Origin of the sequence: Roseovarius amoyensis (genome assembly GCF_003260265.1) — a bacterium.
GTDB classification, from domain to species: domain Bacteria; phylum Pseudomonadota; class Alphaproteobacteria; order Rhodobacterales; family Rhodobacteraceae; genus Roseovarius; species Roseovarius amoyensis.
The window spans coordinates 72,569-87,343 of sequence record NZ_QITQ01000011.1 but is presented as its reverse complement, the minus strand read 5'-3'; the positions used below and the strand labels follow the sequence as shown (position 1 = coordinate 87,343).

Here is a 14,775-nt window from a genome sequence, read left to right as displayed (position 1 = left end):
TGGTGCGCGCGCTTCCCCAGTCGGTGCTGTTCTGCTGCGACCACAACGCCGTGCGCTCGCCGATGGCCGAGGGGATCATGAAAAAGTTCTACGGCACCGACGTCTATGTGCAGTCGGCCGGCGTCAAGAGCGACATCGATATCGACGGGTTTTCCATCGCCGTGTGCCGCGAGCTGGGGGTGGAGCTGGACCGACACCGCAGCCGCAGCTTTGACGAGATGGAACAGTGGGGTGATGACCTGTCGTCCTTCGACGTGATCGTGGCGCTCAGCCCCGCCAGCCAGCGCAGGGCGCTGGACCTGACGCGGCTCTATCATCTCGACGTGGTCTATTGGCCGATCCTCGACCCCACAGGGCTGGGCGAGACCCGCGAGGCCAAGCTGAACGCCTATCGCCAGACCCGCGACCAGATCATCAAGCACCTCAAGGACACCTGGGGCGATCCGGATGTGGGTATCTGAGCGCCAAGGCCCGCCATGGCCTTGCTGTGGGTTCGGTGCAGCTACGGGTGAAATTCTGAAAACCCATTGACTCTGGCCGTTTACAGGGTGATTCGCACCTGATATCCTGAACTCAATAAAAAAATATGACGAGGCAGGACTACAGGCGATGGGAACGGGCTATCGAGGCGCGTTTGTCATCTCCTGGTCGCAAACAGAACTGGACGGCCTCAGCGCCGCACCGCTGCAGTCTCTTGCGGTGGGCGCGGCATGGTCGTGGCATGGGAACATCGTCAGAGTCGATGGGCCGGACGGTATCTTGCGGCTGGAGACGACAGACCGGGAGGCAACACGCCGCAAATGCGCGGCGAAACTGGTTTCGCGGCTCGTAAGGGCCGCGACCGCGAACGCAACCATGATCGACGACATCGATGACGACACGCCGGAACCGCTGGGCGATATTGGTTTTGTCGTGACCGACGGGCTGAAAACCTATTCCGTTTCGGTGGTGCAGGTGGATGGTGGGGCGCCGCCCTTGCTGCTTTTCGTCGATGATATTCCGCCCGAAGGCCGCGAATTGTGGGTGGTGCATCATTCGCTTGATGCGCTGGCCAAGAACCCGACCGGCCCGGAAACCGGCGGTGTGATCTGTTTTACTCCCGGCACCAGGATCGAGACCCCCCAGGGCCCCCGGCTGGTGGAAGAGTTGCGCGAGGGCGACCGCGTGCAGACCAAGGACAATGGCGCGCAGCCGGCTTTGTGGATCGGTCAGCGCCGCATGAGCGGGGCCAGGCTCTTTGCCATGCCGCATCTGCGGCCGGTGCGTATCCGTGCCGGCGGGCTGGGCATCGGCCAGCCCGACCGCGAACTGCTGGTTTCACCCGAACACCGGATGCTGATCCGGGGCGCGGTGGCGCGGTCGCTGTTCAACACGCCCGAGGTTCTGGTTTCGGCCAAGGACCTGGTCAACGGCACCTCTATCGCCGTCGATATGGGGGTGCGCGAGGTCAGCTATATCCATATCCTGCTGCCGCGCCACCAGGTGCTGTGGGCCAACGGTATCGAGACCGAAAGCTTTCACCCCGCCTCGGCCGCGCTGTCGACGCTGAGCCCGGACGATCGTATGCGCCTGCTGGAGATCGACCCTATGATGGCGCACCAGCCAGAGGCCTATGGCGTCTTTGCCCGCCGCAACCTCAGCGCATCCGAGGCCGCGATCCTGATGCACGAGGCCGCCTGAGGCATTCAGCCCGGGCATGCGGGGCGCGGCTTTGGCGGTTGACACCCCGACGCGCGGGCGTATAAGCGCGGCTTCATTGGTGTTGGTGGCCCCCGCAAGGGGATGCCTGTCGGCTGCGGCCCCCAGGGTTCGTGGCAAAGGACAACGCCCTTCGATTCAAAAGAAGGAGACCAGAGGTGACCAAACGCACCGCTGCCAAGTACAAGATCGACCGCCGGATGGGCGAAAACATCTGGGGCCGCCCCAAATCCCCGGTCAACCGCCGCGAATACGGCCCCGGCCAGCACGGCCAGCGCCGCAAGGCCAAGATTTCCGACTTTGGCCTGCAGCTGCGCGCCAAGCAGAAACTCAAGGGCTATTATGGCGACCTGACCGAAAAGCAGTTCCGCCGCATCTTCCGCGAGGCCGAGCGTCAGCGCGGCGACACCGGTGAGAATCTGGTCGGCCTGCTGGAACGCCGTCTCGACGCGGTCGTCTACCGGGCGAAATTCGTCCCCACCGTCTTTGCCGCGCGCCAGTTCGTGAACCACGGCCATGTCAAGGTGAACGGCCAGCGGGTAAACATCCCCTCCTACCGTGTGAAAGAGGGTGATGTGATCGAGGTACGCGACCGTTCCAAGCAGCTTGCCGTGCTGCTGGAGGCCGTTCAACTGCCCGAACGCGACGTGCCCGATTATATCGACGTGGATCATTCCAAGATGACGGCGGCATTCGTGCGCACGCCGTCGCTGGCCGATGTGCCTTATCCGGTGATAATGGAACCGCACCTCGTGATCGAATTCTACGCACAGAACTAGGCCGGTTTCCAAGCCGACAGGTTTCAGGGGCCGCGCCTTCGGGTGCGGCCCTTTTCCGTTATCGGGGGCAGGGCCGCGACATTCGGACGCGCCGGCGCAAGGCTGGCAGCGATGCAACGGTTTTTGCGTCCAGGTTTTCAATCTTTCTTTGCCGGGGTGGCCCCGCTATGAAACGAAACGAAGGAGAGCCCAGCCCATGACCGAAATAGCACCGCAACCGGGGATCATGGAGATCGCGCCCTATGTCGGCGGCGCGTCCAACGTCGATGGCGTCGAGAACGTGGTCAAGCTCAGCTCGAACGAGAACCCGCTGGGGCCGAGCGACGCCGCGAAAGAGGCGTTTCGCAAGGCCGGCTTTTCGCTGCACCGATACCCGCCCAGCGACCACGGCGCGCTGCGTGCGGCGATTGGCGAAGTGTTCAGCCTTGATCCCCAACGCATGATCTGCGGCGTCGGCAGTGACGAGATACTCGCACTGCTCTGCCAGGCCTATGCGGGGCCGGGCGACGAGGTGATCCATACCGAGCATGGCTTTGCCCTCTATCGCATCGGGGCGCTGGCGAACGGGGCCACCCCGGTCGAGGTGCCCGAGCGAGAGCGCGTGACCGATGTCGACGCCATTCTTGCCGCCTGCACCGAACGCACCAGGCTGGTCTTTGTCGCCAACCCCAACAATCCCACCGGCACCATGATCCCCGAAGCAGAGCTGTCGCGCCTGGCCGAGGGGCTGCCGAAACAGGCGCTCCTGGTGATCGACGGCGCCTATGCCGATTATGTCGAGGGCTATGACGGCGGTGCCAGGCTGGTCGAGACGCGCGAAAACGTGGTGATGACGCGCACCTTTTCCAAGCTTTACGGGCTGGGCGGGTTGCGTGTGGGCTGGGGCTATGCCCCGGCGCATGTGATCGAGGTGCTGGCGCGTATCCGCGCGCCCTTCAACCTCGGCACCGCCGCGCTGGCCGCGGCCGAGGCCGCGGTGCGCGACACCGCCTGGGCCGAGAGATGCCGCACCGAAAATACCCGCCTGCGCGCCTGGCTGGCCGAGGCGCTGGCCGAACGCGGTATCCCATCCGACACCTCGACGGCCAATTTCATCCTTGCCCGCTTTGCCAGCCGCGAAGAGGCCGAAGCCTGTGACGAATTCCTTAAGTCCGAGGGGCTGATCGTTCGCCGGGTGGCGGGGTACAAGCTGCCGCATTGCCTGCGCATCACCGTGGGCGACGAACCTGCCTGCCGCCGTGTGGCCCATGCTGTCGGAAACTTCATCGAGGGGTCACGATGAAACCGATTTATGATCGTGTGGCCCTGATCGGGCTGGGCCTGATCGCGTCGTCGATGGCCCATGCGATGCGCCGACACGGGCTGGCGGGCGAAATCGTGGGCCACGCCCGCAGCACCGAGACCCGTGACGTGGCGCGCGAGATCGGGCTTTGCGACCGGGTCTGCGACAGCGCCGCCGAGGCCGCCCGCGATGCCGATCTGGTGGTGCTTTGCGTGCCGGTGGGCGCGATGGGCGCGGTGGCCGAGGAAATCGCGCCGGTACTGAAACCGGGCGCGACGGTCAGCGATGTCGGCTCGGTCAAGCGCGACGTGATTCAGGCTGTGGGGCCGCATATCCCCGAGGGTGTGCATTTCGTCCCGACCCACCCGCTGGCGGGGACGGAACATTCGGGGCCCAGGGCAGGCTTCGCCGAGCTGTTCGAGAACCGCTATTGCCTGATCGTGCCGGACGGGGCCGACCGCGACGCGGTTGACAGGGTCGAAACCCTGTGGCGCGCCATGGGCGCCAAGACCGACGAGATGGACGCCGACCACCACGACCTGGTGGTGGCGGTGACCAGCCATGCGCCCCACCTCATCGCCTACACGATGGTGGGCGTGGCCGACGATCTGCGCCGCGTCACCGATAGCGAGGTGATCAAGTATTCCGCAGCAGGATTTCGCGATTTCACCCGCATTGCCGCCAGCGATCCGACGATGTGGCGCGACGTGTTTTTGCACAATCGCAAGGCGACGCTGGAAATTCTTGGTCGCTTTACCGAAGAGCTGTTCGCGCTGCAGCGGGCGATCCGAACTGGCGATGGTGACCTGCTGTTCGATTATTTCACTCGCACCCGCGCCATCCGCCGTGGTATCATCGAAGCCGGGCAGGATACCGACGCCCCCGATTTCGGGCGCGTGAAAAAGAGCTGAGGCAACGACCCGGCCAGTATCCTTGGGCAGAGGCGAGGGCAGGCGCGCATGCGGATCATTCTGGCACTACCATTGATTCTGATGGGGTGTTCGCTGTTGGGCGGGCGCGACACAGCCGATGTTTCCACTCGTGGATCGGTCTGTGGCCAGCCCCTGATCCGGGGCGAGGTGATCGGCCCGGTTCGCGACGGCGCCTCCTGCGGCGTCAGCAGCGCCGTGCGCGTGCACGAAATTGGCGGTGTGCGGTTGAGCCAGCCTTCGGTGATGGAATGCAGCACCGCGCGGGTTCTCAATGTCTGGGTGCACGAGGACATGGACCGGATCGTCGGCACGATGGGCGGCGGGGTTGAAGAACTGAAGGTTGCGGCGCATTACGCCTGCCGCACCCGCAACAGCCAGCCGGGTGCGCGAATCTCGGAACATGCCAAGGGCCGGGCCATCGACATCGCCGCATTCAAGCTGCGCGATGGGGATGAATTGTCGGTTCAGGATGACTGGGGCAAGGGGCGGCGCGGGCGTGTCCTGCGGCGGTTGCACGAATCGGCCTGCGGGCCCTTCGGCACGGTTCTGGGGCCGAAATCGGACCGCCACCACCAGGACCACTTTCATTTCGACACCGCGTCCTACCGTTCGGGTGCCTATTGCCGTTAAGGCGGGTTCGGATCGCGCCCCGGGGCTGACGCGGCGGGCGATATTTCGAAAAAAGAGCCCCGGCACGGGGGCCGGGGCTGTTAGACGGGCCTGGCTTGATTGGCCCGTATGGCATCGCCGCTGTCGGATCAGTCCTGCGTGGAGTGATCGGAATGATCTGAATGGTCGTGGCCCGAATGGTCGTGGCCCATGTCGCCTTCGCGTTCCATGACCATGAATTCCACCTCGATCTCGCCGGCGTTTTCAAAGGACAGCGTCACCGGCACATGGGTTCCGGCGACGAAGGGCTCGGTCAGCCCCATGAACATCACGTGATAGCCGCCCGGCGCCAGTTCGACGGTTTCGCCGGCACCGATTTCCAGCCGCTCGACATGCTGCATGCGCATGACGCCATCCTGTTCAAAGGATTCGTGCAGCTGAACCATCGGGAAATCGGCCGAAACGCTGACCAGCGTGTCGGCGCTGTCGCCAGTGTTGGCGATGGTGACATAGCCGCCGCCGGCCTTGGCCGTGGCTGTGGTTTCAAACATGTAGGGATGGATGATTTCAAGATCGCCCAGCTTGTAGTCATGGGCGGCGGCAAGCGCCGGCAGGCTGAGGGCGAGCGCGGTTGCAGTGGCAAGAAGGGTTTTCATCGGGTTGTCTCCATGTGGTCGTGATGGCGCGCACGCAGGGTTGCTGTGCGGCGCCGGTCTGGTCTTGGGGTTGAAAAAGACGGGGGGTCAGGCGGCCGGAGGGGCGCGCGGCCGCGACGGCAGAACCGGTTGCATCACCTGAGCCGGCTGCCGTGTCAGCGGCTCTGCGTCGGCAATGGCCAGCCGTTGCGGCGGCGGTGCCGGCGCAATGCCCGCAGCCGTACCGGTGGCGTGAACCAGCGCGCAGTCTTGGCTGTCTTCAGACAACTCGACCGGCGCGCCATCGGCGTCGAACTGTATCAATCGCACCCCGTCGCCGGTGCAGACGATCAGAACCCGCCCCTTGGCCAGCCCGGCGGCGGCCAGCAGCCCCGCGCTTTGCGGCGCGAGGATGCCCAGCACCACAAGCAGGGCGGCGAGATGTGCGGCAAGGCGCGTCATGGCCCCATTGCTAGCCCCCTTCCGCCTGCACCTGCAAGCTGGAATCGGCGGCCTGCGGCTATCTGAGACGCAGCACCGGGGCATTACTCAGCGGCACCGGGCCAAGGCGAACCCGCCCGTCGCGGAAGTTCAGCGGAATATCCAGCGTGCGCGGATTGCCTGCCATCTGCGCCAGAAGTGACAGCCCGTCTTCGAGCGTGGCGGCAAACCCTTCGCCCAGCGTGCCCGAGGCAACCGCCATTTTCAGGATGTCGCGCCAGTTGCGTGCCTTGACGGTGATCTCGCCCACGGGGTGGCCCTGGGCATCGACCGTCACCGCACCGGCGGCCTGCAGTTCCAACTGGCCCCAGCGGGCCTCAGCCAGGCGGATTTCAATATGTTGCGGCTGCGGGCGGGCATCCTCGATCGCCGAGCGGTCCCAGGGCTTGTCGAAGGTCACCGTCAGATCGGCGCTGAGCGCATCAAGCCGTTCGGGCAGGCGCCCCGACGGGTCGAGCCTGACACGCCAGTCCAGCGCCGGCATCAGCCCGTCGGCGGCAAGCCCCAGCCGATAGGCGGTGGGGGTCGTCGGCACCCGGTCCACCGCCAGACGCAACGCCTGCGCCCGCAGCGGCTGATCGGTCGATTGCGCGGTGATCGTAAGTTCCTCGGCGGTCAGGGTCAGGCGTTCCAGCGGCAGGCTGATCCTGGCGCCGGTGACGATGCTGGCGCGCATGTCGGCGCTTTCGACGCGGTACTTGTCCAGGGGTGTCGCGATAAGCTGGCTGTCGGGCCAGACCGCGATGACGTGGTTGGGCTTGTAGCTGAGCGCGAGGATCTGAAAGAAAGGCGCCTCCCACGCCAGCCCGGTTTCGGGATCGGCCAGTACCAAATCGGAAAAGCTGGTGTCGAATCGGTTGGGAAAGCCGCGCGTCGCCAGTTCAGAGGTTTCCGCAACCCAGCCTTCGGCGCGGCGGACCTCGAACCAGCGCTCAAAACCGCGGCTGACGCCGGTCTTGCCAACATACCAGTAGCCCGACCATCCCGCCGCCGCGACCAGGATAACGGTAAGAAGAACGCGCATCCGATCCCTGCCTCTTTCATCGCCCGATGCGATGGTGTTTAAGGCTTTGCAGCGCCAAGGAACAGTGAAATGACGATGTGGGTATTCGGCTACGGATCGCTTTTGTGGAACCCGGGCTTTGACCCGGTCGAGACCTCGGTCGCACGCCTACCGGGGTATCACCGCAGCTTTTGCATGCGCAGCATCCACCATCGCGGAACGGTGGAAAACCCCGGGCTGGTGCTGGCACTGGACGCGGCGGATGACGCGCATTGTGTCGGGCTGGGGCTGCGGGTGGCGCCGGGGGATGAGACAACGGTGCTGGCCGATCTGCGCGAACGCGAACTGATTTCGTCCGCCTATCTGGAAAAGCGGCTGCAGATCGCCCTGACCGACGGGCGCGAGGTCGAGGCGCTGACCTATGTCATCGATCCGCACCACGTCCAGTATTGCGGCAGCCTGCCGCTGGACGAGCAGGCCAGTATCATCGCCAAGGCCACCGGCGGGCGCGGCCCCAACACCGAATATTTGGTCAACACCACCCGTCACCTGCAGGAGATCGGCATCAATGACCCCGATCTTGACTGGCTGGCGGCACGAGTGGGCCAGATCGTGGGATAATTTCTTGGCTTGCCACCATATAAAGCGTAGGGTGGCCCCAAATGCCGTCAGAGCCAGGAGCCGCCCAGATGGCCCAGCCGGAGCGTGAGATCGCGCCGCAGTTTTCACAACCGGTCCGTCAGATAGCTCTGATGCTGATCGTTCTCGTGTTGACCGGGTTTGGTGCCTTTGTGGCCCTGCCGCGGGTGCTGCCGGTGTTCGAGGCCAACCTCTATCTCAACGGTTTCATCCTGTTCGTCTTTGTCATCGGGGTGCTGGCCTGTTTCTGGCAGGTATTCCAGCTGATCGGTTCGGTCCGCTGGATCGAGGATTTCGCCACCGGTCAGCCGGGGCACACGGACTACAGCGCGCCCCGGCTACTGGCGCCGCTGGCATCGCTGATGCGGCAGCGCAGCGGCAGCCGGATGCAGATCGCGTCGGGTTCGGCGCGCTCGATCCTGGATTCGGTCGCCCAGCGTATCGACGAGGCGCGCGAGATCACGCGCTATATCGTCAACCTGCTGATCTTTTTGGGCCTGCTGGGCACCTTTTACGGGCTGGCCACCACGGTTCCGGCGGTGGTGGACACCATTCGCAGCCTCGCCCCGCAAGAAGGCGAAGGCGGGGTCGAGGTGTTCAACCGCCTGATGACCGGGCTTGAGGCGCAGCTTGGTGGCATGGGCGTGGCGTTCGCGTCGTCGCTGCTGGGGCTGGCGGGGTCGCTGGTGGTGGGGCTGCTGGAACTCTTTGCCGGGCATGGCCAGAACCGGTTCTACCGCGAGTTGGAAGAGTGGATTTCGACCATCACCCGCGTGGGCTTTGGCGATGGTGAGGGCGAAGGCGGTGGCGAGCAGGGCCTCATCGTCGGCGTGCTGGAACAGATGAGCGACCAGATGGACGCCCTGCAACAGCTTGTCACCCAGTCCGATGTCAGCCGCGCGATGGTCGATGAAAAGCTGGGCGTTCTGGCGGATTCCATCGAAAGGCTGACCCGCCGGATGGGCGAGACGAACCCCGTCAACACCGCGCTGATGCAGGTCGCCGACGGGCAGGAACGCCTGATCGCCGCGATAGAGGCGCGCGGCGTCGCCGCCGAGCCGGGCCTCGATGCCGAAAGCCGGATGCGCCTGCGTTCGATCGACGTGCAGATGCTGCGCATCCTCGAAGAGATCAGCGCCGGCCGGCAGGAAACCATGACCGAGATCCGGACCGACCTGGCGGCGCTGACCAAGATCTTCAACCAGCTGCGCAAGTCCGAGGCCGGACAGCGCCGCGCCTCTGCCCGCCAACAGGGCGACCCCGGCGAAACCGGGCCCGAGGAGGGCTAGGCGGTGGCACTGTCACGCCGCAGCGGCAACCGTTTCCAGGCGTCGATCTGGCCGGGATTCGTGGACGCGATGACCGCACTTCTACTGGTGCTGATGTTCGTGCTGACGATCTTCATGATCGTGCAGTTCGTCCTGCGCGAGACGATCACCGGGCAGGCGGACAAGCTTGACGCGCTGTCGGCAGAGGTGGCGGCGCTGTCGCAGGCGCTGGGGCTGGAACGGCAAAAGAGCGCCGACCTGACCGGCCGGGTGGGCGAGCTGACCGCGACGCTGGGCGACGCCCGCGCCCGGGCCGAACAGCAGGCGGCGCTGATCGCCAGCCTGCGCAGCGAACGGGCGGCGCAGGACGAGGTGCTGGCCCAGGCCCAGGGCCGCATCGCCAGTTTCGAGGAACAGGTGGCCAGCCTGCTGGCCGAACGCGAAACCAACCTGGGCACCATCAGTGAGCTGCAAGAGACCCGCGAAACGCTGATGAGCGAGCGCGAGCAGCTGAACCTGGCGCTGGCCGGGCTGCGCGATGAGATAGACGCCCAGACAGAGGAGGCCCGCCTTGCCGCCGCCCGCCGCGAGGCTCTGGAGGCGCTGATCGCCGATCTGCGCCGCCGTTACGCCGAGGGGCAGGAGACGGTCGCGGCGCTGACCGGGCAAGTGGATGAGCTGGAAACCCGGCTGAGCGACGAAGAGGCCACGCGCCTGGTCGAGGCCGCGGCGGCAGAGGCTCTGCGCGACAAGCTGGAAAATGCCGAGGCGGAATTGACCTCAATGACGCTGGCGCTGGAAGAGGAGCGCCGCCGCGCCGAGGAAACGCTGACGTTGCTGGCCGCAGCCGAGGAGGCAGAGAAAGACCTGGATATCCGCCTTGCCGCGGCGCTGCTGGCGCAGGACGAGATCGAGGAAAAGCTCGCCGCCGCGCTGTTGCAGGCTGACGAACAGGGCGCGCGCGCGGACTCGCTCGAGGAACGGCTGAGCGGGGCAGAGGCCGAGGCCGCCGGCGGCGCCGAAACCATAGCTGATTTGCGCGCGCGCCTCGCCCGCAGCGAGGCGGCGCTGGAACAGGTGCGCGCACGGCTGGCCGAAGTGCTGGCCACCAACGAGGCCGCCCAGACCGAGGCGCAGCAGGCGGGCGACCTGCGCCAACAGCTGGCCGCGGCGCTGGCGGCCAGGCTGGCGGCCGAGAACGCCGCAGCCACCCAGCTGCGCGAGGTCGAGGATGTTCGTGACGAACTGGCCCGCGCGCTGGCCGCCAAGCTGGCCGCCGAAAGCGACCTGAGCACGCAGATGAGCAAGGCCGAGGAGCGCGCGCTGCTGCTCGAAGAGGCCCGCCGCAAACTGGCCGAGGCCGAAGCCGCGCGTGACGCCCATGCTCAAGAGGCGACAGAAGCGCAAAAGCAGCAGGCGCTGCTGAACCGGCAGGTTGCGGCGCTGCGCCAGCAACTGGGCGAATTGCAGGCGCTGCTGGATGACGCCAAGGACCGCGAATCCGCCGCCAACGTCCAGATCGAGGCGCTAGGCCAGGATCTGAACGTTGCCCTGGCCCGCGCCGCGGCCGAGGAACGCCGCCGCCGCGAGTTGGAAGAAGAGCGGCGCAAGCAGGTCGAGGCGGAAAAAGAGCGCCTGGCGGCCGAAAACGAGAACCTGGAAAAATACCGTTCGGATTTCTTTGGCCGGCTGCGCGACGTACTGGGCACGCAGGAACGGGTGCGCATCGTCGGCGACCGCTTCGTGTTTTCGTCGGAGGTGCTGTTCGCCCCTGCCAAGGCCGAACTGTCGGCCGAGGGCAAAGAGGAAATTGCCAAGGTTGCGGACATCCTGCGCAGTGTTGCCGATGATATCCCCGAGGGCATCGACTGGGTGCTGCAGGTGCAGGGCCACACCGATGACGTGCCGATCCGCAACAGCGTCAATTTTGCCGACAACTGGGAACTCAGTCAGGCGCGGGCGCTGTCGGTGGTGCGCTATTTGGTCGATGATCTGGGCTTTCCGCCAGAGCGGCTGTCAGCGGCAGGGTTTGGGGAATACCAGCCGATCAACCCCGCCGACACCGAAGAGGCCCGCGCGCAAAATCGGCGCATCGAGTTGAAGATTACCGAGAAATAGCTGCCGGGTCCCGCACCGCAGCCAAGCCCCTTACCGGATGTGTTAGGTCAGGCTCCGCTGGCGAGGCCTCAATGACCGCTTCGGGCCCAATTTATCCAAAGTCGTTGTAAGCTGGTTGGTAGTTCGACAGCTTGCTTCTTCTTGACCACAACCGACCTGCGCGAAGTAGGTTGAAAATTCGACGGAAGCGACAATCAAGAGGTATACATGAACTTCACGAAGGCAGGCGTCATTTTAAACACGGAAAACTATAGAGACTGTGTAGACTTTTACGGGTCCATTTTAGGCCTCCCTATCTTGCAACAGTTTGGGAACGGTAGCGACGAGATCACCGTGTTTTCCTTGGGTAGCTCCTACCTCATGGTCGAACATGGAGGGACCGCTCATCCCGAAGGCAAGTCGAACAGCACTTGCCCAACCAAATTTCGTTTCAATGTTCGCGACGTTGATGCGAGCGCTAGCGAATTGCGCGAGAAAGGGGTGGCTTTAACAGTTCTTCACCATGATTGGGGAACAACAGCAGAGTTCTCGGACCCGGACGGGAATAGATGCGCTCTTAGGTCTGATGAGGGCTTCGGTAGCTAAAGTCCGCTTCGTCCGCACAGCCGACCTTCAATACGGCAACGCCCTCGCAGAAATCTGCGTGGGCCACCGCATAGACAGCTTCCAGCCGCGCTGCGCCTGCGCAGTCGCAGCGCAACACATCCGGTAAGGGGCTTGCACCGCCGCCCCGCCCCTCCCGTCCCGTCCCTGAGCCGGGACCCCGTTTGTAAAATGAAAAGGCCCCGGGCATAAACCCGGGGCCTTTTTTTCCGTTGCCGGCTGGTTGCGCGCCGCCGCTGTCAGTCGGCGGTCAGAAGCGGCGGTTTGCGGCGCGACAGTTGCGCCTGCTTGGGCCCCTCGCAGACAAGGTCGATCTTGCCGTCGCGCACGCCCACCTTGACGATGCCGCCCTTTGTCAGCTTGCCAAACAGCAGCTCCTCGGCCAGCGGTTTCTTGATATGCTCCTGAATCACGCGTGCCAGCGGGCGGGCGCCCATGCGGTCGTCATAGCCGCGCTCGGCCAGCCATTCCGCGGCAGGGCGCGTCAGCTCGATGGTGACGTTGCGGTCCAAAAGCTGCGCCTCAAGCTGCAGGACGAACTTTTCGACCACCTGCAAAATCACCTCTTTCGGCAGTGGCGCGAAAGAGATCACCGCGTCCAGCCGGTTGCGGAACTCAGGCGTGAAGGTGCGTTCGATCGCCTCGGTATCCTCGCCCTCGCGGCGGTCGCGACCGAAGCCGACCGCGGCCTTGGCCTGTTCGGTTGCGCCGGCATTGGAGGTCATGATCAGCACGACGTTGCGGAAATTGACCGTGCGGCCGTTGTGATCGGTCAGGTTGCCGTGATCCATCACCTGCAACAGGATGTTGAAGACATCCGGATGCGCCTTTTCGATCTCGTCCAGCAGCAGCACGCAATGCGGGTGCTGATCGACGCCGTCGGTCAGCAGACCGCCCTGATCGAACCCGACATAGCCCGGCGGCGCGCCGATCAGGCGGCTGACGGCGTGTTTTTCCATGTATTCCGACATGTCGAAACGCAGCAGTTCCACCCCCAGCGTGTCGGCCAGCTGCTTGGCGACCTCTGTCTTGCCGACGCCGGTGGGGCCGGCGAACAGGTAGTTGCCGATGGGTTTTTCGGGCTCGCGCAGGCCGGCGCGAGACAGCTTGATCGCGCTGGCCAGTGCGTCGATGGCCGCGTCCTGGCCAAAGACTACGCGCTTGAGCTTGCCTTCGAGGTCTTTCAGCACCTCGGCATCGTCCTTGCTGACGCTTTTCGGGGGGATACGGGCGATCTTGGCCACCACGGCCTCGATCTCTTTGGGGCCGATCGACTTGCGCCGCTTGGACTCGGCCACAAGGTGCTGCGCCGCGCCGGCCTCGTCGATGACGTCGATGGCCTTGTCGGGCAGCTTGCGGTCGTTGATGTAGCGCGCCGACAGGTCCACCGCGGTGCGGATTGCCTCGCTGGTGTATTTGACGCTGTGATGTTCCTCGAAATAGGGCTTGAGGCCGCGCAGGATCTTGACCGTGTCGTCGACCGTGGGTTCGACAACGTCGATCTTCTGAAAGCGCCGCGACAGCGCGCGGTCCTTTTCGAAATGCTGGCGAAACTCCTTGAAGGTGGTGGAGCCCATGCAGCGCAGCTTGCCGCCCTGCAGCGCCGGTTTCAGCAGGTTCGAGGCGTCCATCGCCCCGCCCGAGGTGGCGCCGGCGCCGATCACGGTGTGGATCTCGTCGATGAACAGCACCGCGTCGGGGTGATCCTCCAACTCGGTCACCACGGCCTTGAGCCGTTCCTCGAAATCGCCGCGATAGCGCGTGCCGGCCAGCAGCGCGCCCATGTCGAGCGAATATATGGTGGTTTCGGACAGCACCTTGGGCGTCTCGCCCTGTACGATCTTGTACGCCAGCCCTTCGGCGATGGCGGTCTTGCCAACGCCGGGGTCGCCCACCAGCAGCGGGTTGTTCTTTCGCCGCCTACACAGCACCTGGATGCAGCGTTCGACCTCCTGGTCGCGGCCGATCAGCGGGTCGATGTCGCCGCGCCGCGCCTTTTCGTTGAGATCGACACAGTACTTGGCCAGCGCGCTTTCGCCCGCCTCGACGGCCTCGGCGCTGCTGTCGGGCTTGGTTTTTTCGCCGTCAATGTCGTTGATGCCCTGAACCGGTCGGGTCTCGCCATAGGCGGGGTCCTTGGCGACGCCGTGGGCGATGAAATTCACCGCGTCATAGCGGGTCATGTCCTGTTCCTGCAGGAAATACGCGGCATTCGATTCGCGCTCGGCAAAGATCGCGACCAGCACGTTGGCGCCCGTCACCTCTGTCCGGCCGGAGGATTGAACATGGATCGCGGCGCGCTGGATGACGCGCTGGAACGCTGCCGTCGGCACCGCCTCGGACCCGTCGATGTCGGTGACGAGGTTCGCCAGGTCCTCGTCGATGAACTCGACCAGGGTCGAGCGCAGATCCTCGGTGTCGACCGAACAGGCCTTTAGCACGCGCGCCGCGTCGGGCTCGTCTATCAGGGCCAGCAGCAGATGTTCCAGCGTGGCGAATTCATGCCGGCGCGCGTTGGCCAGCGCGAGCGCCGCGTGAATTGCCTGCTCCAATGTGGTCGAAAATGACGGCACTTTGCTGTGCTCCTTTAAATCTGCGTGCCGGGGGCGGGTTCCGGCATCATGGCCCCTTGGGACTAAAGTTTGGTCGATCCCGCCGATGCTTCAAGTTTTTTTTGCCGGTTCGCGATCACATTTCCCAAGGTCATT

General features: G+C 64.7%; 14 protein-coding genes. 10 read left to right on the top strand and 4 right to left on the bottom strand.

Annotation, left to right across the window (positions count from 1 at the left end):
* Positions 1-2: 2 nt before the first annotated feature.
* The 6 genes from DL899_RS11265 (at position 3) to DL899_RS11240 (ending at position 5,321) form a co-directional block, all read left to right on the top strand.
* Positions 3-461: an arsenate-mycothiol transferase ArsC gene (locus DL899_RS11265; protein WP_111734493.1), complete on the top strand. Its 459-nt coding sequence runs from the start codon at positions 3-5 to the stop codon at positions 459-461.
* A gap of 394 nt (positions 462-855) precedes the next feature.
* A complete protein-coding gene (locus tag DL899_RS11260) occupies positions 856-1,680 on the top strand; it encodes a Hint domain-containing protein (protein WP_338049657.1) in 825 nt (274 codons plus the stop codon).
* A 176-nt stretch (positions 1,681-1,856) separates the two neighbouring features.
* Positions 1,857-2,477 carry a 30S ribosomal protein S4 gene (rpsD, locus tag DL899_RS11255; protein ID WP_111734453.1) on the top strand — a complete coding sequence of 207 codons (621 nt, stop codon included), beginning with the start codon at positions 1,857-1,859 and terminating at the stop codon, positions 2,475-2,477.
* 196 nt (positions 2,478-2,673) lie between these two features.
* Complete coding sequence (gene hisC, locus DL899_RS11250; protein WP_111734452.1) at positions 2,674-3,759, top strand: histidinol-phosphate transaminase; 1,086 nt, start codon at positions 2,674-2,676, stop codon at positions 3,757-3,759.
* On the top strand, positions 3,756-4,670 hold the full coding sequence (locus DL899_RS11245; RefSeq protein WP_111734451.1) for a prephenate/arogenate dehydrogenase family protein: 915 nt from the start codon (positions 3,756-3,758) through the stop codon (positions 4,668-4,670). Before hisC ends, DL899_RS11245 begins: the two co-directional genes overlap by 4 nt.
* Before the next feature lie 48 nt (positions 4,671-4,718).
* Positions 4,719-5,321 (top strand): extensin-like domain-containing protein, encoded by a 603-nt coding sequence (locus tag DL899_RS11240; protein ID WP_111734450.1) that lies wholly within the window; start codon positions 4,719-4,721, stop codon positions 5,319-5,321.
* 128 nt (positions 5,322-5,449) lie between these two features.
* Here the strand turns inward: DL899_RS11240 and DL899_RS11235 are convergent, their stop codons facing one another.
* From DL899_RS11235 to DL899_RS11225, 3 genes are all read right to left on the bottom strand, one after another.
* A complete protein-coding gene (locus DL899_RS11235) occupies positions 5,450-5,956 on the bottom strand; it encodes a copper chaperone PCu(A)C (protein WP_111734449.1) in 507 nt (168 codons plus the stop codon).
* Between the two features lie 87 nt (positions 5,957-6,043).
* Positions 6,044-6,397 carry a hypothetical protein gene (locus tag DL899_RS11230; RefSeq protein ID WP_111734448.1) on the bottom strand — a complete coding sequence of 118 codons (354 nt, stop codon included), beginning with the start codon at positions 6,395-6,397 and terminating at the stop codon, positions 6,044-6,046.
* A gap of 58 nt (positions 6,398-6,455) precedes the next feature.
* Entirely contained in the window at positions 6,456-7,460 is a 1,005-nt protein-coding gene (locus DL899_RS11225) for a DUF2125 domain-containing protein (protein WP_111734447.1), read from the bottom strand.
* 69 nt (positions 7,461-7,529) lie between these two features.
* Between DL899_RS11225 and DL899_RS11220 the strand changes: the two genes are divergently transcribed.
* From DL899_RS11220 to DL899_RS11205, 4 genes are all read left to right on the top strand, one after another.
* Entirely contained in the window at positions 7,530-8,060 is a 531-nt protein-coding gene (locus DL899_RS11220; protein WP_111734446.1) for a gamma-glutamylcyclotransferase, read from the top strand.
* Between the two features lie 68 nt (positions 8,061-8,128).
* Positions 8,129-9,367, top strand: coding sequence for a biopolymer transporter ExbB (locus tag DL899_RS11215; RefSeq protein WP_111734445.1), 1,239 nt, complete (start codon positions 8,129-8,131; stop codon positions 9,365-9,367).
* A 3-nt stretch (positions 9,368-9,370) separates the two neighbouring features.
* Positions 9,371-11,464 carry a peptidoglycan -binding protein gene (locus tag DL899_RS11210; protein ID WP_111734444.1) on the top strand — a complete coding sequence of 698 codons (2,094 nt, stop codon included), beginning with the start codon at positions 9,371-9,373 and terminating at the stop codon, positions 11,462-11,464.
* A gap of 207 nt (positions 11,465-11,671) precedes the next feature.
* Positions 11,672-12,049, top strand: coding sequence for a VOC family protein (locus tag DL899_RS11205; RefSeq protein WP_111734443.1), 378 nt, complete (start codon positions 11,672-11,674; stop codon positions 12,047-12,049).
* Between the two features lie 257 nt (positions 12,050-12,306).
* On the opposite strand, the gene clpA is transcribed toward DL899_RS11205, so the two are convergent.
* Entirely contained in the window at positions 12,307-14,640 is a 2,334-nt protein-coding gene (gene clpA / locus DL899_RS11200) for an ATP-dependent Clp protease ATP-binding subunit ClpA (RefSeq protein ID WP_111734442.1), read from the bottom strand.
* Positions 14,641-14,775 lie beyond the last annotated feature (135 nt).

Coding starts and splice junctions, on each gene's coding strand:
- DL899_RS11260 (WP_338049657.1), top strand. CDS start 856: ATGATCGACGACATCGATGACGACACGCCGGAACCGCTGGGCGATATT.
- hisC (WP_111734452.1), top strand. CDS start 2,674: ATGACCGAAATAGCACCGCAACCGGGGATCATGGAGATCGCGCCCTAT.
- DL899_RS11245 (WP_111734451.1), top strand. CDS start 3,756: ATGAAACCGATTTATGATCGTGTGGCCCTGATCGGGCTGGGCCTGATC.
- DL899_RS11240 (WP_111734450.1), top strand. CDS start 4,719: ATGCGGATCATTCTGGCACTACCATTGATTCTGATGGGGTGTTCGCTG.
- DL899_RS11235 (WP_111734449.1), bottom strand. CDS start 5,956: ATGAAAACCCTTCTTGCCACTGCAACCGCGCTCGCCCTCAGCCTGCCG.
- DL899_RS11230 (WP_111734448.1), bottom strand. CDS start 6,397: ATGACGCGCCTTGCCGCACATCTCGCCGCCCTGCTTGTGGTGCTGGGC.
- DL899_RS11225 (WP_111734447.1), bottom strand. CDS start 7,460: ATGCGCGTTCTTCTTACCGTTATCCTGGTCGCGGCGGCGGGATGGTCG.
- DL899_RS11220 (WP_111734446.1), top strand. CDS start 7,530: ATGACGATGTGGGTATTCGGCTACGGATCGCTTTTGTGGAACCCGGGC.
- DL899_RS11215 (WP_111734445.1), top strand. CDS start 8,129: ATGGCCCAGCCGGAGCGTGAGATCGCGCCGCAGTTTTCACAACCGGTC.
- DL899_RS11205 (WP_111734443.1), top strand. CDS start 11,672: ATGAACTTCACGAAGGCAGGCGTCATTTTAAACACGGAAAACTATAGA.